18 protein-coding genes are annotated in these 25,143 nt (G+C 47.3%); 3 read left to right on the plus strand and 15 right to left on the minus strand.

The genetic code is table 11. From position 1 onward, the window contains the following. Positions 1-488: 488 nt before the first annotated feature. From QN379_RS18790 to QN379_RS18800, 3 genes are all read left to right on the plus strand, one after another. The gene (locus tag QN379_RS18790; RefSeq protein WP_322232277.1) at positions 489-1,946 is read left to right on the plus strand and encodes an oligosaccharide flippase family protein; all 1,458 of its coding nucleotides are present in this window, start codon (positions 489-491) and stop codon (positions 1,944-1,946) included. 155 nt (positions 1,947-2,101) lie between these two features. Continuing rightward, complete coding sequence (locus tag QN379_RS18795; protein ID WP_322232278.1) at positions 2,102-4,216, plus strand: glycosyltransferase; 2,115 nt, start codon at positions 2,102-2,104, stop codon at positions 4,214-4,216. 91 nt (positions 4,217-4,307) lie between these two features. Beyond that, entirely contained in the window at positions 4,308-5,642 is a 1,335-nt protein-coding gene (locus QN379_RS18800) for a polysaccharide pyruvyl transferase family protein (RefSeq protein ID WP_323507301.1), read from the plus strand. Positions 5,643-5,647: 5 nt separating this feature from the next. Here QN379_RS18800 and QN379_RS18805 read toward each other — a convergent pair whose 3' ends face one another. From QN379_RS18805 to QN379_RS18875, 15 genes are all read right to left on the minus strand, one after another. After that, positions 5,648-6,724, minus strand: a complete 1,077-nt coding sequence (locus QN379_RS18805) for a GNAT family N-acetyltransferase (protein WP_323507302.1) — start codon at positions 6,722-6,724, stop codon at positions 5,648-5,650. Between the two features lie 61 nt (positions 6,725-6,785). After that, the gene (locus QN379_RS18810; protein WP_323507303.1) at positions 6,786-7,814 is read right to left on the minus strand and encodes a polysaccharide deacetylase; all 1,029 of its coding nucleotides are present in this window, start codon (positions 7,812-7,814) and stop codon (positions 6,786-6,788) included. Positions 7,815-7,841: 27 nt separating this feature from the next. Then, positions 7,842-9,161 (minus strand): putative O-glycosylation ligase, exosortase A system-associated, encoded by a 1,320-nt coding sequence (locus QN379_RS18815; RefSeq protein ID WP_322232282.1) that lies wholly within the window; start codon positions 9,159-9,161, stop codon positions 7,842-7,844. Continuing rightward, on the minus strand, positions 9,154-10,329 hold the full coding sequence (locus QN379_RS18820) for a glycosyltransferase family 4 protein (protein WP_322232283.1): 1,176 nt from the start codon (positions 10,327-10,329) through the stop codon (positions 9,154-9,156). Before QN379_RS18820 ends, QN379_RS18815 begins: the two co-directional genes overlap by 8 nt. Next, positions 10,326-11,504 carry a glycosyltransferase family 4 protein gene (locus QN379_RS18825; protein WP_322240128.1) on the minus strand — a complete coding sequence of 393 codons (1,179 nt, stop codon included), beginning with the start codon at positions 11,502-11,504 and terminating at the stop codon, positions 10,326-10,328. The genes QN379_RS18820 and QN379_RS18825 overlap by 4 nt, the downstream gene beginning before the upstream one ends. 120 nt (positions 11,505-11,624) lie before the next feature. Further along, on the minus strand, positions 11,625-13,559 hold the full coding sequence (locus QN379_RS18830; RefSeq protein WP_323507304.1) for an XrtA/PEP-CTERM system amidotransferase: 1,935 nt from the start codon (positions 13,557-13,559) through the stop codon (positions 11,625-11,627). A 3-nt stretch (positions 13,560-13,562) separates the two neighbouring features. Then, a complete protein-coding gene (locus QN379_RS18835; RefSeq protein WP_323507305.1) occupies positions 13,563-14,729 on the minus strand; it encodes a TIGR03088 family PEP-CTERM/XrtA system glycosyltransferase in 1,167 nt (388 codons plus the stop codon). 16 nt (positions 14,730-14,745) lie between these two features. After that, the gene (xrtA, locus tag QN379_RS18840) at positions 14,746-16,296 is read right to left on the minus strand and encodes an exosortase A (protein WP_323507306.1); all 1,551 of its coding nucleotides are present in this window, start codon (positions 16,294-16,296) and stop codon (positions 14,746-14,748) included. Between the two features lie 14 nt (positions 16,297-16,310). After that, positions 16,311-17,531, minus strand: a complete 1,221-nt coding sequence (locus tag QN379_RS18845; protein ID WP_323507307.1) for a TIGR03087 family PEP-CTERM/XrtA system glycosyltransferase — start codon at positions 17,529-17,531, stop codon at positions 16,311-16,313. 3 nt (positions 17,532-17,534) lie between these two features. Beyond that, a complete protein-coding gene (locus tag QN379_RS18850; RefSeq protein ID WP_323507308.1) occupies positions 17,535-18,620 on the minus strand; it encodes a FemAB family XrtA/PEP-CTERM system-associated protein in 1,086 nt (361 codons plus the stop codon). Then, positions 18,617-19,477, minus strand: a complete 861-nt coding sequence (locus QN379_RS18855) for an XrtA system polysaccharide deacetylase (protein WP_323507309.1) — start codon at positions 19,475-19,477, stop codon at positions 18,617-18,619. The genes QN379_RS18850 and QN379_RS18855 overlap by 4 nt, the downstream gene beginning before the upstream one ends. Positions 19,478-19,558: 81 nt before the next feature. Then, positions 19,559-20,569, minus strand: a complete 1,011-nt coding sequence (locus tag QN379_RS18860) for an XrtA/PEP-CTERM system-associated ATPase (RefSeq protein WP_323507310.1) — start codon at positions 20,567-20,569, stop codon at positions 19,559-19,561. Between the two features lie 17 nt (positions 20,570-20,586). Further along, positions 20,587-22,071 (minus strand): TIGR03016 family PEP-CTERM system-associated outer membrane protein, encoded by a 1,485-nt coding sequence (locus QN379_RS18865; RefSeq protein WP_322232291.1) that lies wholly within the window; start codon positions 22,069-22,071, stop codon positions 20,587-20,589. Between the two features lie 52 nt (positions 22,072-22,123). Beyond that, positions 22,124-22,993 carry an XrtA-associated tyrosine autokinase gene (locus tag QN379_RS18870; RefSeq protein WP_323507311.1) on the minus strand — a complete coding sequence of 290 codons (870 nt, stop codon included), beginning with the start codon at positions 22,991-22,993 and terminating at the stop codon, positions 22,124-22,126. Between the two features lie 86 nt (positions 22,994-23,079). Beyond that, positions 23,080-24,615, minus strand: coding sequence for an XrtA system polysaccharide chain length determinant (locus QN379_RS18875; protein ID WP_323507312.1), 1,536 nt, complete (start codon positions 24,613-24,615; stop codon positions 23,080-23,082). Positions 24,616-25,143 lie beyond the last annotated feature (528 nt).

Genomic DNA, 25,143 nt, shown 5'->3' on the forward strand with positions numbered 1-25,143 from the left:
GGGTGCAAAGTCGCTATTGAAGCGCGACCATTATGGAAAACCACAATTTGAAATAAACATACATCGCGCTAGCAGTGATATCTGCATTAATTCATCAGAATTTAATTCCCTCGATTATAAAAAATCCATATTTAACATAAACTCAGACTACAATATTCACACATTACTCTCCTCGAAAAACTGTGTTTCTCAAGTTCAATTATTTTCAACTATTACTTTTTCGATTCAGGACAAACATTGAGGACGAGTCTCATCAAACATCGAAGGCTGGATGACTATCTGACGCTTCAAATGCCCTGTATTCCTCCACTCGACAATCTCCGTTACTACGGGAAGTGTCTATTTGCGATTCCGGTCGTGCTGTCGATCCAGCAAACGAATACGTTCTCGGACTTATCTTCGGTGGTATTGAGGTTAACGAATTTCGTTAAGTACGTTTTTATGACGATGGTTTGCTTCGGGCTCTCGGATCTTCCGTTTCTCATAAAATGAAATCTCTTCGTAAAACAATCGCCATTCAGTTTTTTGCGTCAAACGGGGCGAATGTCATTAATTTTTTTCTAATCATCGTCCTGGCACGCGTCCTCACGCCGGCAGAAATCGGAATATTTTCAATGACATCAGTCGTTGTTAACTTCTCGCACGTTTTTCGCGATTTTGGCGTCACATCCTACATACGGCGAGCAAAGGTACTGACTCCCGAGATAATACGTTCTGCCACCGGCGTCTTAGTGACCTCATCATGGATGATTGCTACTTTGCTATATTTTGTCAGCAACTATGTCGCAGAATTTTTCAAACAACCTGGCGTCGGCGAGGTCATGCGGGTTCTCGCCATCGGATTTTACTTTATCCCCTTGGGGGCAATACCGCAAGCTGTTCTGGGACGCGAGTTCCAAGCTGAAAAATCAGCCCTTGTCTCATTGATCAGCACCCCTGTATACGTGTCGACCTCTCTGATTCTGGCCTATCACGGATTCAGCTACATGACTATGGCCTGGGCAAATCTGGCGAATATCATTGTCACCGGTTTGGTTTTCACCGTATTGCGTCCGAAAGGATTGCCATGGCTACCATCCTTTCGTGGCTGGCGTGCTGTTGCGCATTTTGGCATGGGAGCGATGCTTAGCTCCACGATCAGAGCCATAGACAATGCCGTTCCCGATATCGTGCTGGGAAGAATGAGCGGCCCCAAAAATGTTGGACTATTTAGCCGATCAAACTCAGTCGTCAACATCTTCAACACTATTGCCGGTCCGACGATTAATTACATGGCCCTGCCATATCTGGCCAAGACCCATCATGAGGGCCGCGACCTGGCGGTCGAGGTTGCCCGTGCGATAACCTTGCTAACCGGCCTCATATGGTCGGCGCTCGCGATAACTGCCTCACTGGCACCAGACCTCATTGCATTTTTGTACGGACCGGCCTGGGTGGAATGCGCACCGATCGTACCAATGCTCTGCATCGCGTGTGCTGTGCAGGCTACATTCGCTTTCATGCAACCGGCGCTAACAGGTATAGGGCGTCCTTACTGGAGCGCTTTTCCGATGGCAAGCAGTCTGATTGTCAAAATCATCTTGGTGCTGCTGATTTTTAAGAATGATCTGATTTCTTTTTCCTGGATCATCGTTGTTGCTGAGTTTTTTTCGATTCCCGGCTACCTTTATCTGGCCCGTCGCTACATCAACCTTTCCCCATCCGTCATCCTCAAATCAACTCGCGGCAGTTTGGCGATCTCCATCATCATGGTTCTGTGCGCAACATTAGCGGTACGATTGCTGAATGGTTATCAAACACCATTCGTTCGTCTGGTCATTACTTTGGCTTTCCTTACGCCTGCGTGGATCGGGGCAGTATTCTTTTTTAGGCATCCTTTGTCGGGTGAAATAAAAACGGCATATCACACCTTTTTCACCAAAATTAAAACGGTGCAAATTCGATAGAGTCAAATGAACTGCGTAGCTTCAAAGCACTTCGCCTATAAAAGCCACTCTTTGACAATCCCACTAGTCAATTCCCAGGCCGACAGTGGAGGCCGATCTACTAATATAAACGTGAGGTGCAGGTATCGATCTTGCCTCTCTTGGAGCTACTAAAAATGCAGCCGCTGATTCCTTCTTTTCAACTGCCGTCGGTGTCAGTTATTATTCCTGTTCGAAATGGCAAAGACTATATTCAGGAAGCGATCGATAGCGTGACCTGCCAAGTTTGGGGCGATGTCGAAATTCTGGTGATTGACGATGGCTCGGACGATTTCGCTTATGAAACGCTATGCGATCAGGATCCCCGCATTCGTGTCATTCGTCTGGATGGTCAAGGGGTGTCGAGTGCGCGGAATGCCGGGATGAAACTTGCAAAAGGAAAGTATTTTGCATTTCTCGATGCTGACGATATTTGGTTTCCTGGCAAGTTGGCAGCACAAATCAACCACTTCGAGCGTCACCCCGAAGTCGGTGTTGTCTTTGGCGAATTCATCCGCTGGCAGTGTGATCAAAGCGGCGTATTTACTCCAGCAGAAACACTTTCTTCAAATTGTTCAACGTTGAGGGGCATCGACCCGGTACGGTCAGGCTGGCTGTATACCCGACTATTAGGCGGCTTGCTTGTGGGAATGAATACAGCGGTAATTCGCCAAGATATTTACCGCCAGATTGGTGGCTTTAACGAGACCATGCGCATCGGAGAAGATTATGAATTCTGGCTGCGTGCTTCTCAAGTTGCCGAGATGCATTCTCTTGCCGGACCGGTGGCCTTGTACCGCATACATTCTGCAAGCGCCATGGGTCGGCTTGTCCCAGACAACCATTTGGCTAGCCTTTTGGAAACGGCGCGCGCACGTTGGGGCCTGTCCAATCCTGACGGCTCGCAACTATCCAAGCGGGAATTTAATCTGCGAGTCGCCATGACGCATTTTAGCCACGGCTATTCCCATTATTGGCGTGGCGATCCGGACATCGCTCGCACATCGTTCCTGAAAGCGTTTACCGGTGGTGCGCACAGGACCAAATCTCTCGTGTATTGCGCGCTTGCTGGCTTCAAATCCATAAAGAGCGGGAACGCTGACAAACAGCGTCCAGCGCCCCTACAACAGTCCAGTCTCTCGGGGATAGAAGCAAGTCCAATCAAAAGTATTTCCACCAAATCAGCGGCCAAAGCCAAGGCTCAAACTGAAAAGCCCGATAACCGCAACGGCGAGATGCCAATAGCGATGGGGACGCCTCTTTGGGCACGCATGGTATCTACCATAATATGCGGTGGACTAACCGGAAGCCCTGATCACGCCTTAACGATTTTCACCTTCCACAAGGTACCAGGCGAATCCGATACCGGATACCAGGGTGAATTTTCACTGCGTGACTTTCAAAGCCTGATCGCTATTCTGTTAGAAAATTTCAACATACTGCCCTTGGCCGAGGGCATCGAACGTCTCCAGCGCAAAGATCTCCCGCGCTTTGCTGCAGCAATCACCTTCGATGACGGTTATCCAAACTGGCTATCCGGCGTGGTCCCTGTTTTAGAAAAAAGCGCCATTCCGGCGACCTTCTTTATATCGACTTGCCAACTAGAGGGTCGGGCGCTCTGGTTCGAGCGGCTTTATAGTATTTTGAGATTAACCGAAACAGATCGCACCCCATTAATTGCACCTTTAATGGCACACGGCTTATATTTGGATCATAAAATGATCCAGGACGCCGATAATATCCTTAAGGCAATCAAATACCTACCAACTATCCAACGCGATAACGTCATTTCCTCCTGCGAGGCCGCGCTAAACCTCAAGCCAAATTATCCGCTGTTTACTACTCATGATTTGAAAGCACTGCAATCAAAGGGATTTGCCATCGGCGCCCACACCGTCAACCATCCCATTCTTGCATGTTGCACCGATGCAGACGCCCGCATCGAAATCGTACGCTCAAAGGAGATGCTGGAGGACGTCCTACGAGAACCGGTCAATCTTTTCTCATATCCGAATGGCGTTCCCGGTCGTGATATCAAGCCGAGCCATGTGCGCTTAGTGCAAGCGGCGAGATTTAAAGGTGCGGTGACGACGGCCTTAGGTGCAGCTTCGAATCACACCCCCATATTCCAGCTACCAAGATTTGACCCTTGGGCCAGAACGCCGCGTAGATTACTTATTCAGTATTTGATGACGTTGAATAGGCCATTCCCAATCATTGAGGAGACTCAGGATGCGCTGATGGTCGAATAAATAATCCCGCTCAGGATGGTTAAATAAAGTAGCCGTCGAAATATCGCAATACATCCGTTAGCAGTAAAAACAATTTTACCAAGTGAGATTTGTGATTACCAACAAGCAGTACCAAGTAACCGGTTTTCACAATAAAAGAGTGTCGATTCCAGGAGGACCTGTGGCGGTTAGAAATATTAAAAAATTACAAATCCATTTGCATGTAGCAATACCTACTAGCAAGGAAAACATGGATTTTCCGATTACCGCCCAAAGAAAAATAAAACGTGTGATTCGTAAAGCCTTTGACTGGACTGCATGGGCGGTCAGCAAAAAATTTCTATTCAAAGGTTATAACTATGCATCCCGAATCTATTGCAATCGGGGAGATATCGCGATCAAGCTCGCAATCAAAGAATTGTTGCAAGCACGTTTCCATGATTTTCAACTTGAGTTTGTAGAAAGCGAATGGGGACAACTCAGCGACGATGCGATCGAGAGAATCAATAGTTGTGCCTCTCTTTTTGTAATAGCAGGTGGCGGTTATTGGGTATTCAATAAAGAGAAGAAGTTAAGCCCTTCGTTCCTATCGGACGTTGATTATTTTCAAAAAATAACATGCCCGTTAGTTGTCTTCGGATCGGGGGTGAATTTCAATAACCCATCAGAACAATTTGATTTCGATATTAACAATTCGCTCAGAGATGCTTTCACCAAGCTAGATGATCGGGTGGATTTGCTTGCAGTAAGATGTGAATTAACCTTCAATTTTCTACGCTCACTTGGCTTGAAAAAACCACGATTATTATGTGATCCTGCAGTTTTTTTGAAGGCTAACGATTCTCCATACCGGACTACGTCTGAGCATATTTCGATAGGTGTTAATCTCGCTTTTCATGGCCCCTTCGTGGAGGCGATTCTTAAAAAAAATCTACACATATATGTAGCGCTCCTTCAGTCTATTCAAAACAAATTCAAAGTGAAATTTTATTACCTTATTCATTCTGATGAAGAATTTTTGATCGTGAAATTACTCAAATTTTCAGGTATTAAAATTGACGTTATCGATGAGCATGGTGGCGACCTCGTGGACGCGTATGGAAATTTAGACGTTGTTTTATGTCAAATGATGCACTCTAATATTCTCAGTTTTAATGCTGGAGTGCCGACTCTGAATATCGCCTACGATTCTAAAAATTTTGGATTTAATAAATTAATTGGCATGGAGAATTTTTGCGTAAGTGTTTACGATCTAAGTGAAGAAATTCTTTTTGAAAAAATGACAGATATCATTACCAATCGCGATGCCATTAAACTCAAGCTTGCCGCCAAAAAGAAAAAACTAGCACTTTCAATGGATTTATTTTTGAGCGATGTAAGAAATATGACGATTTCATATCGCAAGTTATGCTTGACGGAGAATGCTCAAAACGAGATTGTAGTTTGAATGGTTCAACGTACTTCACGCAAAAGCGTGTTTCTTTGGGCACGATACTGGAAATAATCCTGCGCTCTCAACATTACGCATTGGGGCGTATTGCGTCTAAAGCTTCCCACGCCAAGTCGGTAAGTTTTATTCGCAAAATCAGATTTGTGGCGTTGCGTCCCCATACCATTATCGATACAACGAATGCCGAGTGGACCCGCGTTCTTGGCCAATAAATAGAGCAGCAATCTCCCTGGCGAATACGATGAATAAGTCGGATCGTACACAGGAAACCAATAATGCAAAACGCCATTCGACATTAGTCCAAAGTGCGAACTAATAAAATGATTGCCCGCATATACTTTCGACAAGACACCTCGAAATTCCGTCCCCTGCGTTGCCTGCAAAAGACTCAAACATCTTTTTGTCCACGCATTTTCCAGACTGTTTGGGACGCCGGTTGAGAGATATTGAAGCCTTTTCATTTCGATTAAATAGTCTAGATCATTCACATCCGTTGAATGAAATTGTAAACTGAGCTCGCCTTTTTCTTTCGAAATTTTTTGTACACATCGCAACGTATCTTTAGCAAATTTCGGTACGATTTTTTCTCTTTCTTCCCAATATGCATCAAATCCATCAGGTAAAGAAATCGTTGTTCCCTCTCGAATGAAGGAAGTATCCAGACCCAAAGCAGACTGGGAAGCATGTAAATGATCGAATGAATACTGATGAATTCCTGAAACTTGCAACATCCTCGCAAGCTCGCCAGGTATTAATGCTTCTGATGTGATGATCCCATTATGATCGGATAAATGTAGCCCTATTCTTTCTGCCCTACCTAACAAAATATGTGTAAATTGAAATGGGAAAAATCCTACAGCGGAATCACGTCGCATTTTTACCGTGACAAAACATTTCCCACTTACTGCTTCAGCAACTGCCTGTGCAAAATAGGGAGAGAAAAACGGACTATGAAAAGCGCTGTTTTCTTGGGTAATCTTAAGCCATGCATTAAAGAGATGTTGAGGCAAATCCAGTATTGGAAATCGTCTAAAATAAATTCCTTTCAAACCATTTTCTCCTATTTTTTCGGAAGTCATAAAAGACCTATATGTTTGACGTCAACGTCGCCTGGCAATATACATATACCGACTAATATGATTAACAATCGTTACCAACAATCGGACGGAAGAAAAGAAAGGTAGCAAGTTGCGGAAACGAAATATGTCCACCGTTGCAGGTCCATTCGTTTTCGGGAAGGTGAATGCGCCCAAGGACGCGCGGCAACAACTGCGCGCGACGCGTGTCGGTAAGCCAGGGATCGCTCGAAAAAAGGGTGGAAAAGCCAATATCCTCAGCTATGTCGACCAGCGCTTTATTGTATGTGCCATGGGGAAAAGAAAGGCTGGCAGTTCCACCCTGCTCGAGAATCATGTCATGTGCCCTCTGCAAGTCGGCTTTGGGATCAGAAATTGCCGTTAGCGGTGCGTGAGTATGTCCGTGTGCCGCTAACGCCAATACGGCACGATCAAGATCGATGAGATCAGTGCGACGCATCATTTGTTGACCAAGGCCAAGGTCTTGGGAGTAACGGAAGAGTATGTCTAACCTGTTAGCAAGTGGACGCTGGGCAAGAGTAGCAGCCATGGCATGATTTCGCTGGGATCCTGCTTGTTCAGATAAGCGTAAATCAAGACCAAGTTCACGCGCCAAGTCCAACGCGGACTGTGGTTCTGCGAACACCCGTACCAATGCATCTTGCCACCATTGCTCGCTTGATGACCCAAGGACCTCTGATGCAATAAAAACCACGCCTGAGAGGCCTCTGCGTTTAAGTTCTGGATAGGCATATTTGATAGTATCAAGCCAGCCATCATCAAAGGTGATCAGAGCCGCTCGGTCAGGTAGAAAGCGTCCAGTCTGCTTTGCCTCCTCCACATCGCGCAGACTAATGATTTGATAGTGTCGTTGAATAAAGTCCAGACATGCGGAAAACCCTTCAACAGAAAAGGTAAATTCTTTCTCCGCATGACGATAAGCGTCCGAGTCTCGCGGCAGCACGCGATGAAACATGAAGGTAGTCAGTGTCCGGGAGTTGCGAAAACGATGGAGCAATCCGAGTAATCCCAGATCATAGAGTGCCTTGCGTAGCACAAGCTTGACTAGACGTTTCACAGAAAATCGATTCATGATAAAGTTTTCAACACGGCAAAAGGGTCACACATTTTTTTCATCTGCCAACACCTCGCCATTTCGTCCGATGTCGGTTGCCACAATCGGCAAACCTTTATTTTTGGCCTCTTGCCTTGTTGGTAAAAGCAGCAATTTTTCAAGTCCGACTAATAAAGCGACCACAAAATAATACAAATCGTAATAAGCCAAGGCCAGAAATCCACCACCAACCGCAAATCCGACCATGCTGACCTGGCACATTGCAGCAAGATCAGATGCCCATTTCAGCCCTTCTTTCCCTTTGCAAAATGCAAGGATGCGAGTACCCGTGCGCCAGGAAAAGATCAACAGCAAAATAAAAAATATGAGTCCAATATATCCATGTTCGCCAAGCACCTGGAAATAAATACTATGGGCAGCATGATGGTTACGCGGATCAGGCGCGTAGATGAAAAACATTTTGGGTGTAAATATGCTAAAACCGCCACCCATAAAATTTTGTTTTGCAACATTTAATGCAAAATACCAGGCGTTGATACGGCCTAAAGAAGAGTCATCCGTTTTGTAGTCATCGATGGTCTGCATTCTTGCAAACCACTCCCCGGGCATCACCATAAATACGATGGTCGCGACCAAAACAAGGGCAATACCAGTTTTAAATTTCTGTTTACTCTTGATCCACAAGAAAAAAAACATTGCCGCCGCCGCAACCAGCGCCCCTCGAGAGTAGGACCCTGCTGCCGAAATAGCGGTCAATATGGCTACGCCGCCCATGCCCAACCGCATCCATCCCTTGGTAGCTTGAAGTTGCAGAAACCGCACAATCGGGAGAATAGCAATGAACGCCAAGGCTAAGGCGTTGTTATCGGCAATATAGCTGCCGTCTGGTCCATAGACGTGATAATTACCTCCGGAGACTAGCGTAAAAATTCCACCTTTCAGGCCGTAAAAGGCTACGGAGAGTCCCACTACCCAAGCCAATGCAATGATGTCCTTTTTGGATTTGATCACGATGATCGTAATCAAGGTCATGAAAAGGGTCTTCATAACACGGTTCCATTCAGTCCATACCAGATCAGGTTCCAAAGCAACAAAACTTGTCGCCGTCATCCAGACCATGAATAGAATTAATGTGACCGTCACCGGTGTCATTGATAATCGCCACTTGTCCTTTGAAAACACGAGAGCGATCAACGTAACCACTACGACAATTGCCGCAAACGGGAAGTCATAGGCTGCGCCATATGTTAGCCGGTGCGGGTTCATCAGGCTCAACCAGGTGAAGGTCAAAACGCCAATCATCGGGCTTTGAAACGTCCGCCACAGCAATATGAACACAACACCGAATAGGAGGTAGTCACGCATAAACCAGCATACTTTTAAATAACTTTGCTACGCGTACCGCGTTGGCATTCCATGTCAAGCCTTGGTCTGCAATCGTTCTACGCGCATTTCCTCCAACTTCGTGACGTAGTCCGATGTCGGCGCATAGACGTTCGATAGCGACAGGAAGTCCATCCGTATGGTCCGGGTCAAACAAAACAGCGTTATAGCCGTCAGTAAGTATCTCCGTTATATTTGGTTGATCCGGTCCAACAATAGCCTTGCCCAATGCCAGATATTCGAACAGTTTCAAGGGCGACGCATAAGCCACTACCGCAGGTTGTAATGCGATATCAAAGGCAGCAACATAGCGCGCAACCTGGTCACGATTGACAACGCCGGTAAAGGTGATGCGGTCGCTGATGTTCAGCATGGCCGCCTGATGCTCGAGCTGGGCGCGGGCCGGGCCGTCGCCGACGACTAACAAATGCCTGTTAGATGTTAAGGTGTCTTCTGCTCCTTCCCCACCCAGAGCGAGCATGGCAATTACTTTATCCAGCCCATGCCAGTCCCGTACGAATCCGGTGAAACCCAGCACCATTTTGTCCTGTAATCCGAGCGCTGTTTTAGCCACTTGCGGATCCATCGTCTGGTCGAATCGGTCGACGTTGATGCCGTTCGGTATCACGAGTATGCGACTGCGGTCCACGCCATATGATGCAACGATATCGGCCAGTACGCCAGTGACTGGCAATACATAATCTGCCCCGCGCCATACATAGGTTTGCGACCAGCGTGCCAGCCATTTTAGTGAAAGTCCATCATAATGTGCGCGCTCTTCAAAAATCGGCGCATTAATTTCGAGCAGCATGGGTAATCGATATTTGCGCTTGATCCAGATTCCAGACAGGAGTAGCAGGTTGTAGCGCTCATATAAACAATCAGGTTTATGCAGCCGTATAGCCTGCGCCAATTGGCGATACGCTACCAGTGAATACGCCAGTTCCATCAGTTCGTAGACAAACTTCGGTAGGTGACGCTTGAACCAGCTCATTAGTCCGCTATCAGCACCGAATGCATCCATTTTCGCGCTGAGCGGTGCGACGATAATCACCTCGTGCCCTAGCGCACGTAACGCACCGATCATTTCTTCGATGTGCACATTTTGGCCATCCATTGAGCGAGTTCGATGGTGATAGAGGATCTTCATATTTCGCCATTTCTGAGTATGTTGCGAAACAGTTTAAGTTGTCCTGCAGTGGTCTGATCCCAACTAAACTGCTCAGCATAACGGCGCGTAGCAGCACGGTTCGGATAGCCAGCTTGCAGTGCTCGCACTGCTGTTGCAACACCGGCCGCGGTACGATCACGCATTAACACACCAGCATCCGGGGAGGCGACGACTTCTGGTGTTCCCCACACATTGCTGGCAACTACGGGTGTGCCGCATGCCATCGATTCCAACAATACGTTAGCCCACCCTTCCCTGCTTGATGCTAAAACCAGGGCATCAGCAGCGCCATAGTAAGTTCGTAATTCAGCCTGTGGCAAAGGACCAAGAAACGTGACCCGCTCGGTAACCCCAAGATCTGCAGCAAGCGCTTGTAATCGCTGTAGTTCCGGACCCCGGCCGGCGATCATCAATCGGGCCTCTTTTAGCAATGGCAAAGACGCTATGACCAAGTCATGTCCTTTGACCGGTAACAAATTACCCACTGATAGTAATGTGAATTGATTCAGGCCAAGTACTTTGCGCGTCGCTTCACGATCTATCGGCTGAAACAGATTGAGATCCACCCCATTGCGTAAAGCCACGATACGATCTGCTTTCACACCGAGCGTCGTTATTTCTGCTTTTAACGCTTCGCATACTGTAATAACACCAGCAGCTTGATTTGCCGCCCACTGGATCATTTTGCGGGGTATTTGATGATGCGGAATCAGCGTAATGTCTGAACCGCGCGCCGTGATAACAACCGGCTTATTGAAATAACGGCCAAGCATCGCCGCAGCAACACCATCAGGATAAAAGTAATGCGCGTCTATCACATCAAAATCATACCCATCATCGATGATACGGGACAGTACAGGCTTCATCGCTTGGGCCATAAGATAAGGACCTACTGTCATACCTATCTTTGGTACTAGCAAATAGCGCGGGTGCGAGACATCAATACCAAACAATGTTTCCTGGTGAGGTACTTTGGCAAAATGGGCGTAGTTTCCAAAGCGTGGGTGCGAAAATGGAAACCACGGCACAGGGGCCACAACGCGCGCTACTACTTCACCACTGGCGACCAGATGGCGCAGACGAGTTTGCACAAATATACCGTGTTGCGGCCGTTCAGCATTCGGGAACAGCGTACTAAACGTCAGTAGTTTTATCACTTAATACCCATAATTACTTAACACCTTTATAGACCGCCGGACATCTCGGAGATTGTAAAATCACATGATCGACAATATGGTTAGTTCGCATGGTTTCTTTGTAGATAAGTGCAAAGATCAGGCAAGTTCCGAAGACAGAATCGCCACATCACTACTACTTTCTTTCAACACATTGCGCAGAAAGGAGGCAAACATCAGCAACGCCCACAGCGGAGTACTGTAGTCACGCCGTCCGGCCAGGTGTTGCTCAACCATCTTATTCAAAAATTGCATATCAAAAATTCCGGTATCAGCTAGAAGTGGTCCGAGTAAAGTCTCGCTTATAACCTCCCGAAGCGGGCCGCGAAACCAAGTTGCCAATGGGATAGAAAAACCCATTTTTTTTCGATATAAAATATCATCGGTAAGCGTTGCCTCCAGCGATTTCTTAAAAATATATTTACCCTCGTTGCCATTTAATTTCAGTGACGATGGCAGACTGGATACCCATTCCACAAAGGTATGATCAAGCAACGGCACGCGCACTTCGAGCGCATGCGCCATGCTGGCACGATCTACTTTAGTCAGAATATCCCCGGGCAAATAAGTCTTCAAATCCAGATACTGGAGCAACGATAACGGATCCTCGGTCGGTGCTTGCGCTGCATGACCACGCATGACTTCGATGGCTTGATAACCTTGAAGATCCTGACGGAATGGTTTGCTAAAGAGCTGCTTGCGAACTTGATCCGGCATAATCGAGACCCCATGGAAGTAACCTTCCACCGCATCCTGCGCCAGTGCCTCAAAGGTGGTCTTGGCGCGCAGTACGCGCGGTGCCCAATCAGCCTTAGGATAGTGTTTTCCAAGAAAGCCAAAAACTGGTTTGCGCAGGCCCGTTGGCAGTAATGAACGCACACGCTGTTCGGCCATAGCATATTTATAACGTCGGTATCCGGCAAAATTTTCATCACCACCATCGCCCGACAGGGCTACCTTGACGCGCTGTCTGGCTAATTGACAAACACGGTAGGTAGGAATCGCGGAACTATCGGCATAAGGTTCGTCGTAAAGATTGGCGAGTATGTCGATAAGTCCGTAGTCATCTTTATTGACTGTCTCGGTAGTGTGTTGCGTTTGGAACTGCGCAGCAACTTGCGCCGCATAGTGCGATTCGTCATAGGCCAAATCGCTAAATCCAATCGAACAAGTAGTAACTGGCGTGTTAGTCAACTGCGCCATCATGGCGACTATCGCACTGGAATCAACACCACCCGATAGAAATCCACCAAGCGCCACGTCCGTGACCAAATGGACACTCACGGTTTCGCGCAGGCGTTCAATTAATTCTGCTTCCATCTCGGCTTGAGGCTGCGGTGCTGCCAATCTGAACGGGACGTCCCAATACTCACGCTGGTGCGGTATTGCATCGCCAGGTGACAACGTGATCGTGTGGCCTGGCTGAAGCTTGTGTACCGCCTTGAAAATCGTACGTGGCTCTGGTATATAACCGTAAGCAAAATAATCTTCTACCGCGCAGGGATCAATAGCGCGTGGTAACGAAGAAACCGCAAGCAAGGATTTCAATTCCGATCCAAATACAAACTGACCATCCGGTAACAATCCATAGAACAACGGTTTGATACCAAGCCGGTCACGGGCCACAAATAAAGTTTGTCGGTTTCTGTCCCATAACCCGAAAGCAAACATGCCGCGGAAATGTGTAACACAGGCTGCACCCCATTGCTCCCAGGCGTGCACAATAACCTCGGTATCGCAACGTGTGCGGAACACATGACCGAACGAGGTTAGTTCCGTCATCAGCTCTTTGAAGTTATAGATCATGCCGTTGAACGTCACGACCACGCTGCCATCTTCATTAAACAAAGGTTGCTGACCACTGGAAGGATCGACGATAGCCAAGCGACGGTGGCCAAGGCCGATCCCTGCTTCAACGTGATAGCCGCCCGCGTCCGGTCCGCGATGATGTTGTGTCTCGTTCATCCGCACGAGCAATGCACGGTCAATAATTCGTTTACCTGACGTATCAAAAATTCCCACTATTCCGCACATGATTTATCCACGTCCCAAAGTGATTTTTTTTGCGGTAGACATGTCGTCATACATGTTGGTGTAAGACGCCAGCATTGCTGCCATGCCATATTGTTTTTCGACACGCGCTTTACCGGCAACCCCATGTTGAATAACAAGATCGGGATGATTGACATACCACGCCATGGCGTTGGCCAACGCTACTGGATCGGATGCGGACACCAGCGTGCCGGTGATATTTTCGACCACTACTTCAGGCACGCCACCGACCCGGGTAGAGAGAACCGGCAAGCCCGTCGCCATCGCCTCCAGGATGGTGATGGGCGTTCCTTCCGCAATTGAGGACAGGACAAAGAGAGAAAATGTCCGCATGATTTCCGCAACGTCGGTGCGCGCGCCAGATAACCATATCTGATCAGCGAGACCTGCCGCGGTAATTTTTTCCTTAAGTAAAGGTAGGAGTGGTCCATCGCCGACAATCGCTAGTCGTAATTGTGATTTTTTTTCGGGTATCAGAGTGAGCAAGAGAATGAAGGCATCAATCAATCCTGCATGATTTTTGACATCCTGCAACCGGCCCACGGTGCCGATTACAAAGCTGCCCGCTGGCAGTTTTTCAGAAAGCATACTTTGCGCCCCCGAGGGTGGGTGGAACGTATCTGTATCAATACCGTTTGCCAGTAAGAGATTTTTTTTATCCGGCACGCCGATGGTCGTTGTGAGCCAATTGCACAAATCCGTCGAGACCGCGTAATAGCAGTCGTAAAAAGGCAGCAACCAGCGCCGCAATCGGTTATGTCTTTGATTGGTCCCGTCTGGATCGCTGGCATCGCGGCCATGCTCACCATGGACGCGAACGGGTACGTTTGCCATCGCAGCAGTCACCCCATATTCAAGCGCAGACAAATTATAGGTATGCAAAATCGTCGGCCTTAATTGACGTAGCAGACGCCACAACTTCAGATGTGCGCTTAGGCCCAGACCAGCCGGTTTATGCAGGGAAAAGATACGCACATTCGGTTTAGTAATCTTCTCAGAAAACGCGGTGTAATCCGTGAGGCAAACAACGGCATGGCGATATTTATCCGCAGGCATGCGATTGATGCAGTCAACCATCAATGTTTCAAGACCGCCGAAATCCAGCCGGTAAAGCAGGTGCACCACGAGGGGAATGTTAGTCGTCAAGATCACAGGCTCTATTCCGGCTCTAATGTTTTTTATTATTGGCAAGTGTGGTTTCCAATGGCGTCAAATTTTCACTCAGGAAATCATGCAAAGCCTGACGCGCGATCTCAGGTTTATCCGAATACGGGGCGAACACAATCAAGGCCGCGCCATCGTCGCCTTGCATGAGTAGCTTGCCCTGAGCCTGAAGCAATTTCCCCTTGTAGTCGTTCGCAGTAAGATGCCCATTTATCCAGTACCAGCGCCACATCAGCACAGAGCCAGATGCGCTCTGAATCATCTCTTCCCGAACCGAAATTTCACGTCCCAGTATGGATTCCGTACGATTCGACGCGTTTAGTTGCGTCCAAACTTCATCTTTTTCGGGCAGCACGCGATTTGCGGAACTAATGAGTGTCGCCCCTGGATGCTGGTTGCGGTAATAGTGAATCGATACTCCCACCGTCTGCGTACCACTCCGAAAGAAACGATAAAGTTCTGCATTGGATGGATTGACAGCCGGTTTCCAGGTTGTGAACGCAGGCGCATCCTGCCAGCTCACATGCACGTTACTCAGATCGGCCTGTAGCGGAGTGTTCCTCGTTTGCCCCATAATATGCGCAAACAATGGCCATATCCCGAGGCAGACCAGAATGCATGCAGTGGAAACTATTAACTTTCCGATATGGACGGGACCAGGACTACTGCTCTGCGCAGGAATGGCGTTATTTGATTTTATTTTTGCCGATACTTTTTGTGGTCCCTCATGCCAAAAACTACCGATCTGGAACATCAGGAACATGACAAGACCGAAGAATAACCAACCATAAATCAAATGATCCACGCCAACCGCAAGCTTCATGCCGCTCAGGTGCCCAATCATCACAATCATGTAAGCGCGCAAACCATTTGCAATAATGGGAACCAGAATTGAAATGAGAATAAATATGGCACGTCGCACAGGTGACCGATAAGTCTGATACGCATAGAGGCAACCTAGCGTGGCAGAGGCAATCAGGTAACGAATGCCACTGCATGCTTCGATTACCGACCAGCGACCAGATGGAATGGAAAAGCTATTTCCCTCGCGCAATACAGGAATACCGGTTACACGTAACGCTGCGACGGTGAAATTTGCCGTAAACTCGATTAAGGGTGCGATAAAAATCTCACCGAACGGAACCGCTAGCAAGAGAAAACACAACGGGAAGGCAATCGAGGCGGAAATACGGCGCCCCAACACGGAGACGACAGCAAGGATGATCATCACCACAAAGGCAAATTGCCGGACCACTTGAACATCGGCCAGATTACCCAAAAGCCAGACAAATCCGCAGAATGCCAAAAGGAGCATTGTTGGGTAATATGGTTCCGGCTTCATCTGCGCCAAGACTTCTCGACGCTGCCAGATCAGCCAAAGACTAATCGGCAAAATACTGTACTGATGGGTGAAAGTTTCCGAACTATTCCAAATCATCACAATCGATCGCGCCGTATCGAAATAAATCAAAAATGGCAAAAGGAATGTGAAAACAATCAGGATTGCTTTTAGGATAAATGATCGATCGGTGTATACCAAAGTCTGAGAGTGCATATAGTGGCGATCAATTATATAAATGTAGGTGGCATATTTATGTCGAGCAGACCATCGACAATGCTAAGTTTGTTCGCCCAGCCGTAAGTCGCTTTAACTTTTTCCCTTGCGCGCGCGCCCAGATTGTCGTGTTCGACATTACATCGCTGAAGTAAGTCTGTCGCCATTGTGACGAACTGCTCAGCGCTCTCTGCCAGCATAAGCTCCCGATTGGGCATAGCATCAATCCCCTCGAATGCTTGCGAAGAAACCAGCACGGGCTTCGCCATCGCCATTGCTTCCAACACCTTATTCTGAATACCGCGCGCAATACGCAACGGTGCCACAGCTAAATGTGCATGCGCCAAATAAGGACGTACATCAGGCACGGAGCCGGTCACCTGTATCCCGGGAAAATTCGCCAGTTCTTGCACCTGCGGCGACGGTCTGGCCCCAACAATATAGAAAAGTGCGGTTGGATTCTCGACACGTATCGCTGGCAGGATGTGATACGCAAACCATCGCACTGCATCGATATTCGGCCAATAATCCATTGCCCCGGTAAACACCATAACTAGCTGGTTTGGCTGATATGGATTCGGAAATAGATGTTCTGGTGAAAAATAATCTGTATCTACACCGTTATTGAAGAACCCAATTTTGTGCGCACTATCGGGTGCAAGTTGGCGGAATAAATCAGCCTCGGGTGCCGACACAAATAAGGATGTATCGAAATTGCGAGAGACTTGTTGCTCGTAAGATAGAAGTTGGCGGGCTTCACGTCGATATAGCCACCGCATAAACCATGATTTTTTTTCCGAATATTGGCGCCACTTATCCGAGTCGACATCGACAAAATCAATAACCCGTCGAGTCAATTGCGCGCTCCCTGCATATTGGGCCATCGCGGACGAAAATACGAGGACCCGACTAATCGGATTATTCGCCAATACCCTCTTCACCCATGCATGTAACCCGGGATCGCGATAGTAATCGAGACTGAGTGCACGATTCCCACCGAGCGCACCAAGGCTGCGCAGCCGCGCCATACGCGAGTTCAACGCGGCAAAATGCGTATCGTCGCAAAGTTGTTTTACCTTATCAACGTATTGCCAATCGTCAGGATCATCGACGAAAGTGCCGAGATGCACGTGATAGCGCTGCGCCAGATGCTTTAACAAATGATAGGAACGAATTTTGTCACCCTTGTTAGGGGGATAGGGAATACGATGAACTAAAAAGAGGAGATGTTCCACGCTTTATCCCAGATTCTTCACAATATGCGGGCCGATCACGTTGGCAACGCACAAGGGCAAACGTTGCCACACCTTGATCATTAACTGGTATTTTGGATTCAACGGATTGGTATCAGGGATCGACTGAGCGCGGCGCAACTGGTACTCGTAGTGCAACGGTTGCGGTTCGAATCCCCAGTTTTTCTTAAAATCGAAAGCTCCCGTGCCCTGCTTGCTACGGCCAAAATCGAAAACGCGAATACCTTTTTTTACAGCGTATCGCATTAACTCCCAATACATGAAATCATTCCCTGCAACGTCCCGGGCTTCGGCGGTGCCGCCGCCATAGTAAGGTAGCACCTCATCACGGAAGTAAAAACTCATGACGCTGCTGATGGTCCGCCCCTCCTTGGTTATTGTCAGGATTTCGCAATTTTCGGCAAAAGTCTCTTTTAACAGTCGGAAATATTTCTTCGAAAATACAGGTGTTCCGAGGCGATGCACACTGGCGGAATAAGCCGCAAAAAAACGATTCACACTTCGATCAATGCTACTTTGTAAATTGGCCTTGATACCCTTACGAACCATTGCGCGCTGTTTGCGGGGAATGGCCAACATATTTTTTTCGTCATCCGCATAGATATCCTTACGAAAGGTCACGTAAAGACTTTTTGTAGGCCACTCTGGATGTTGAGGGTGATGATGGCGATATTCGAGGTAATCGACATTTAATTTTTCGGCAAGCTTTTGTGCCGCACGATCTAATGCGTCAGCCGCCGCAGGTGAGCTTGCCGCAATTCCACCGTAAACACAAAATGGCAGGGAACTCAATGAATGCCCAAAAAGAAGACTCTTGATTTGTGCCAGCGGCAGTACGCCTTGAATGCGACCCTCGCATTCAACATATAGAAAATATGTTCGATGACCAAATGCACGTTCGATAACATGCTTCCAACCAGCGCGGTGGAAGAAACTTGTGTGAGGACATGCCAACACAAATTTATCCCACTTTTCGACGTCCGCATGCTGCATCATACGGACTGTAAAAACAGGCGCTGATGGAACCAAATGCGCCGCTGTCGGCCGCACAGCTTCTGCGATCAGGTTCATTTGTTATCCAGAAAAATACGGTCCATCCGATCCCATTGAAAATCACGCGCCAAAGCATTAATTCGCGCCTCCGTGCGATGCAGATTCACGTAGTGCCGAAAATGGGTTTTCAAGCCGATGCCCCTCTGGCGCGGTTGTGCAGGGTCAAGCTCCCAAGGATGAAAATAAAATATCGCCGACTGCTGATCCTGGCTATTGACCTGTCGCAAGAGCCAGCGCGACATAGCATAAGGAAAGAAACGAAAAAATCCGCCGCCACCAGCAGGGAAATTTCTGTTGAACGCGCGCACGGTGCTAATGGGTAATTCGAGCAATCCATCTTTGCCATTAGGATAAAAGGCAAAACGCGGGGCATCCGGCATGCCGTAATGATCATGCTTGACCGGATAAATACTGGAACTATAGCGATAACCTGCATCGTGTAACAGATCTAACGCCCAAAGATTGCCGTTAGCAATCGAAAAACTTGGCGCCCGATATCCTAAAACAGGCTGTCCACCGATATCCTCCAGCACCTTTTTGCTACGCGTAATATCAGACAGAAAAGCGCCAGCGTCCTGGTCGCTCGCTCTGCGATGGCCATATCCATGACTCGCTAATTCATGGCCACTGTCAACTAGACGCTTCACCATCGCTGGATAGCGTTCCGCAATCCAGCCCAGAGTAAAAAAGGTGGCCTTGATGTTGTGGTCGTTAAGAATTGTCAGTATCAGGTCAATATTTCGCTCAACCCGGCAAGATATCGACGGCCAGCTATCTCTGGGAATAGTCGACGCAAAAGCCGATACCTGGAAATAATCTTCCACGTCGATGGTCATTGCATTGCGGATCAATGCTTTATTGGATGCCTGATTCATATCATTTCCCTGTGAAGGACGGGTCCACCATACGTATATCTACCGCACCCCAAAAAAAATTCTGAGCCGATGAAATAGATTTCATTGATTATTTTCGACTGGAATATTTTCAATCGGTGATGGGAAATTAATACTGTTAAGCGCCGTTAAGAGAGTGAGCATGGTCTGCTCCAATTTGTATAATTTTTCATACATATCTTGCAGACCATCAGTAGGATTTACGCTCTCCGTCGCCACAAGCGTGGTACCTGCTTCGATATCGCTAGCCTCAACAGGAAGACTAAATTCCTGTTCAATATCCCGAATCACTTCCTTGACTTCGGACGTGCCAAATGCTTGAAGCTCTTCGAGATAGCCCATCAGAAAAAGACGGTCACACAAGGTATTGATCTTTCGAGGAATTCCTCCCGAATAAGCGAAAATCTCAAAGAATGCCTCTTTGCTAAAGGACGGTTCGCCCTGCCAGCCTACGGTACGTAACCGATGCTCTATATAGGCCTGGGTTTCTTCGACATCCATTGGGCCCAAATGATAGGTGGCGATCACGCGTTGGCGCAATTGCTCCATGCCCTGGCTATGAAGCGTTTTACGGAATTCTGGTTGTCCGAGCAAAAATGTTTGAAGTAACGATTTGTCGCCAACCTGAAAATTAGACAGCATCCTTAGTTCTTCGAGCGTCTTCGGCGTAAGGTTTTGAGCTTCATCAACTACCAGCAATGCCTGCAGCCCATTTAGATGGGATTGCTGTAGGAATTTTTCGAGCTCCATCAACAAAGTCGCTTTACTGACGCCTTCACATGACATCCCGAATGCGCCCGCTACCACTTTCAAGATATTATCTGGATCAAGATGGGTATTAGCCAGATGCGCTGCGACGATTTTTGTTGATTCAAATTTCTTGAAAAGATTACGTACAAGCGTCGTTTTCCCTGCTCCGACTTCACCTGTAATAACGATGAAGCCTTCACCTTGCGATATCCCGTATTCGAGATAACTCAAGGCGCGCTTGTGTCCTTTGCTAGCAAAGAAGAAAGCTGGATCAGGGACGAGACGAAAGGGTTTATCTCGCAAGCCGTAATATGTTTCATACATTGGTTGCTAAACTCCGGTTATAACTGGACATTAAAAAATCCCGCAATCGTATTTGCCCGATATCCAATACCAGCCTGATTTGATTCGCCCTGACTTCTACTGAGTTCGACAGTGCCTTTGAGCTTGGCAGAAAACTGTTTCACGATGTCCAGACGCAGCGTTTGCGTGTGATCAACCCGTCCGCTTGTGAGTGACTCGACCCGAGAGGCGAGTAAGCTAATATTTGCGTTTATTTGCGAAGTAAGCCGTCTACCTAACACGACACTTCCACCCACTTGATTGGTCTTGTCATTGCTCAAAGAAATACCGTTATTTTGCGCAGTTGACAGGGGCTCGCGCTGGACGTCGAAAAGACTGACCACTAGCGTAGTTTTGGGGCTGATGATCGCGACGGATGCCTGTAACTGTTTTTGGAGAAATACGGCATTGGTAAAGTAGTTGGTTGAATTGTTCAGAGAGCCGGGCAGACCAGCATTCTGAATAATGTTGTTAACCGCCTGCTGTCGCTGCACCGGGTCGGCTAGCGTCCCCGACAATAAACGATTCAAATAGGCGGACGTATCAATCGCGGCAGGCAGTCCAAACTGAGACTGTGTCGTCGTGACTGTATCGTTGTAGCTGATATCCCAGATCGCGGTGCGACTGCGCGTAGTCGCGGCAAGCGAAAATGTATCGCCATAATATCGCCGGCCGACCGTTGCCACCAGACTGGTCCGCTGATTCACGGCCAATGCAAAACCCGTCGTCCAGGAAAAGCCATTGGTTAATTTACCTATGCTTGGGTAGTCGTCACGATCGTAACCGACGGTGGCAGTCAACTTCAACACTGGGAGAAGCAAATAGCTGAGGTTACCCGATGTGCTTGCCAACTTGACGCTGCTCAACGTCGGGTAATGCGTGATGCGGTCGCTATATTGCCAACCCCACCCAAGTAGTCGGAATGCAGGTCCGCTGTTCACATGGAACGACGTTGTATCTGAGTGACTGCTTGCTAAGGCACCGCTGCTGGCAGCCACCGAATCAACGGCATATCGTAATTCTGCAGCAGCAAACGTATCGAATGTATGCGCTAAGTAAGGACTAAAATTAAACGTTCGCACATTAGTACGATTGTTGGTTGCGTAGATGTTATTCGTCGGCTGTGCACCGAACGCAGAAATATTTTGCTGACTCTCTGAGGCCGCGCTATCGACAAAAAAGAGTTCGTCAATCAGCTCAGCTTTGACTGTTGCATGCAGCTGATTGGTAAATTTTGAACCGGTGCTTTTGTCTGAATAAATAACTTCCTGGACGATATCTTCCACATTCACTCTTAAATATCGACCAGTCTTAACCAAAACAATTGAAGGCGAAATTTCAGTAATATAATCGCTTTTTGCGAACGATTTTGGAGCAAGATTAACGTTATCCGTATAAGTCTCATTGACGCCCAGGCTGGGTATGATGGACCACTCCGCGGCGAAGGTGACTGAAGACAGAACCAGTGCAACTGCGGTTGACATGATTTTCAGTGGGAACATAGGATGAAAATAAGTCCTGCTGAAAGGCCGGTTACTAATAGTATTCCCCATATCCATAGCTCTCCTGGCCAGGAAACACCCTACTTTTGTTGTACACCAAATTGACGTTCGAACATCCCTCAAGTTGTTTGAGAGATGCCTGCACAGCATGCTGACTTGTCGTTTCTGCTTCCACCACAACCACGATTTGCCCCATCTGACTGGCTAATGCATGAGCGGAGCTGGTCAGCAGTAATGGCGGAGAATCAAAAATCACGATCCGATCTGAATACCTGCTGGCAATTTCTTTTAGCAACAAACTCATGGCGTGACTTGCCAGCAACTCCGTAGCATGCTGTTTACTTTTTCCAGAAGGCAATATCGTCAGCGTATCGACGTTGGATTTCAATAGCACATCTGCGACATTAAGATTCTGTTCAAGCAGTATGTCCAGGAGGCCACTATCTGCTTCTATGCCGAGGGTTTTCAATACCGACGGGTGCGCGATATCTGCGTCAACAAGCAAAACGGTATGATCCATCTCCATCGCAATGCTCATCGCCAGATTAATAGCGCAAAACGTTTTCCCTTCGCCAGGTAAAGCGCTGGTAACCATGATTAGATTGCCGGGATTAGTGGCGCTACTTTTTGGATTAAATGCTCTTTTAATGAGCGGACGTTTAATGACTCTAAACTGTTCCGCTACCAGCGAACTGGCACCTCCCGCTGTAATAAAACCCAATTTACTTAATCTTGCGAGATCAATTTCTATCACCTTACCCGCAGGTAATTGAGGGAGCCGCGTGATAGGCTCATCGTTCGGCTCAATAACTTGCAGCGTCGGACTTCTTGATACTTTACTGGGCGAAGGTTCCATCCCTTTTTTTGCGTCGAGCCGGGCCGCCGCTCTCTCAATAATGCTCATCCAAACTCCCAATCTTGTTCAATTACGCTAGGCCGTACGCCTGGCCTGATAAGCTAGACCGTTTTATGGCAGCAGATGGTGTCTGCTTAGCCATGTGCTTTGAATAACAACACCAACATCACGCCGAAATAAAGAATGATGAATCCCGCAAAGGATGCACTAAATCCGATGGCACTTTTTTTGCGCCGGGCACTTTCATCAACAGTCCAATTCATGGTCACTGCGCCTAATACCGGAATACCGGTAGCTTCCAGAAGTTCACTCTGACTTAGGAAGGTGGGTCGAATTTGACTTATAAGTAACGTCAATCCGACGCCAGCTGCCAAGGCAGCGACGAATAAAATCGAAAATAGTTTAAGTCGGTTCGGACCAACAGGTAAGATTGGAACGGTAGGAGGATCGATAACGCGAAATGTCAGCAAGTCCGTTGCCGAACTAAGATCCCCAGATAACTTGGCGGCGTCGCGGCGTCCAACAAGTTTTTCATAATTTTCTTTATTAATCTGATAATCACGATTGAGTTGGGCAAACTGGGCGTCTATATCGGGCGCAGCCCCGTTTTGCGCCTTCAGTCGCGCATAGCGAGCGGCATACTCGCCTGTCCGCGCTCTCATGCTGGCAACTTTTGCCTCTGCCGCAGATAATGCGACGCTCAATTGCTGCAACATAGGGCTGTAATTCGCACCGGGGTCAATCCCACGCTTGCCTGTTCTGGCCTCTTCAGCTCTACGCGTTTCAAGCTCGGCAATCAGGCGCTTAGTAGCGATAACATCTGGATATTGTTCCGTAAATTGCATACGCAAATCATCCAGGCGCTTGGTTAGCAACTGGATACGCGCATCCATCTGCGGATTTAATACAATTGCAGGATCATTCTCTTGATTGCCGCCCGGCGCTTCGCCGGAGACCTGACGTTTAATCGCATTGCGCGCTTGCTCTGCCTCTTTCAAATCGAGCTGGGCCAAACTTAATGCATCAGCGGATAGTTGCAACTGCGTCTCGTAATCGCTACCTTGACGAGGCAGCAAACCAGCATTTTTTTGTTTGAATTCTTTTACTGCATTTTCAGCTGCATTTAACTTATCTTCGTAGCCTTTGATCTGCTCTTCAATAAAACGTACTGCCTTGTCCGAGTCTTGCTTTTTGTCGCCGACACTACCTTCTACAAAAATGGTCAACAAGGACTGAACAACATCTTTGCCAAGCTTAGGATTTTGATTGTTATAAGTGATGGTGTAAATGTCATCGCGCCCTGTTTGCGTTATTTTAATTTGTGTGGCCAGTTCATCAGTCAACTTCTCTTTGTCGTCAATATTTTTGGCCTTGATATCCAAGTCTGTCATACGCATGACACGCTCAAGATTGGGTCGACTCAACAGCGTGTGGCTCATGATTGAAACTTGCTGTTCAACGTTCGGGACGCTAGTCATTCCCGATAACAAAGGCTTCAGGATACTTTGGGTGTCGACGTACACGCGAGCAGACGCCTGAAAATCATTAGGTAGTCCATAAATCACACCACCACCAACCAAAAAAACTACCCATGCAATGGAGGTCGCATACCACTTGTATTTCCATATTACGACTGAAAAAGATAAAAGCCGAGGTATTAAATCCAACATAAGCTAACGTTCTCCATACATACTTAATTCGGCCAAAAAATCCGTGGCCAATGCATGAATACGCACAGGACAACCTTAGGCTACTTATCTCAATAGCAATATCGAATTGGGTACGATCCGTTAAACATTCCAGATAAGTCGCCGAAAATTTGCGACATTCAAAATGTTTCAGCACCCTTAAGTTCTGACAATATTGCACCTTTACATTTTTTGATAATATCATCACGTGAAGATAATATTAGTGGTTATTTGCACATTTTCTTAATGGTCTATTTTATGTCTCTTTATGGCCCGTCATATATTATTAAAAATATTTCCCGTATAACATTTTTACAATCTATCGATAAGAATAATATTTCCTAAAAAAAATTTTTTTAAAGAAAATATAAGAAATTATTTCCCGCGTTACATTTATACGTGCAAATTTTAAATAATATTTCCTGAAGATAATTTTTATACGTGGAAAATTTAAATTTACTGGCACAGATATCTAAATAATATTTTAAAGTTATTTATTGACAATAGATG

It is taken from the genome of Glaciimonas sp. Gout2 (assembly GCF_035018905.1).
Classification (GTDB): Bacteria; Pseudomonadota; Gammaproteobacteria; order Burkholderiales; family Burkholderiaceae_D; genus Glaciimonas.

Coding starts and splice junctions, on each gene's coding strand:
- QN379_RS18790 (WP_322232277.1), top strand. CDS start 489: ATGAAATCTCTTCGTAAAACAATCGCCATTCAGTTTTTTGCGTCAAAC.
- QN379_RS18795 (WP_322232278.1), top strand. CDS start 2,102: ATGCAGCCGCTGATTCCTTCTTTTCAACTGCCGTCGGTGTCAGTTATT.
- QN379_RS18805 (WP_323507302.1), bottom strand. CDS start 6,724: ATGACTTCCGAAAAAATAGGAGAAAATGGTTTGAAAGGAATTTATTTT.
- QN379_RS18810 (WP_323507303.1), bottom strand. CDS start 7,814: ATGAATCGATTTTCTGTGAAACGTCTAGTCAAGCTTGTGCTACGCAAG.
- QN379_RS18815 (WP_322232282.1), bottom strand. CDS start 9,161: ATGCGTGACTACCTCCTATTCGGTGTTGTGTTCATATTGCTGTGGCGG.
- QN379_RS18820 (WP_322232283.1), bottom strand. CDS start 10,329: ATGAAGATCCTCTATCACCATCGAACTCGCTCAATGGATGGCCAAAAT.
- QN379_RS18830 (WP_323507304.1), bottom strand. CDS start 13,559: ATGTGCGGAATAGTGGGAATTTTTGATACGTCAGGTAAACGAATTATT.
- xrtA (WP_323507306.1), bottom strand. CDS start 16,296: ATGCACTCTCAGACTTTGGTATACACCGATCGATCATTTATCCTAAAA.
- QN379_RS18850 (WP_323507308.1), bottom strand. CDS start 18,620: ATGAACCTGATCGCAGAAGCTGTGCGGCCGACAGCGGCGCATTTGGTT.
- QN379_RS18855 (WP_323507309.1), bottom strand. CDS start 19,477: ATGAATCAGGCATCCAATAAAGCATTGATCCGCAATGCAATGACCATC.
- QN379_RS18860 (WP_323507310.1), bottom strand. CDS start 20,569: ATGTATGAAACATATTACGGCTTGCGAGATAAACCCTTTCGTCTCGTC.
- QN379_RS18865 (WP_322232291.1), bottom strand. CDS start 22,071: ATGTCAACCGCAGTTGCACTGGTTCTGTCTTCAGTCACCTTCGCCGCG.
- QN379_RS18870 (WP_323507311.1), bottom strand. CDS start 22,993: ATGAGCATTATTGAGAGAGCGGCGGCCCGGCTCGACGCAAAAAAAGGG.
- QN379_RS18875 (WP_323507312.1), bottom strand. CDS start 24,615: ATGTTGGATTTAATACCTCGGCTTTTATCTTTTTCAGTCGTAATATGG.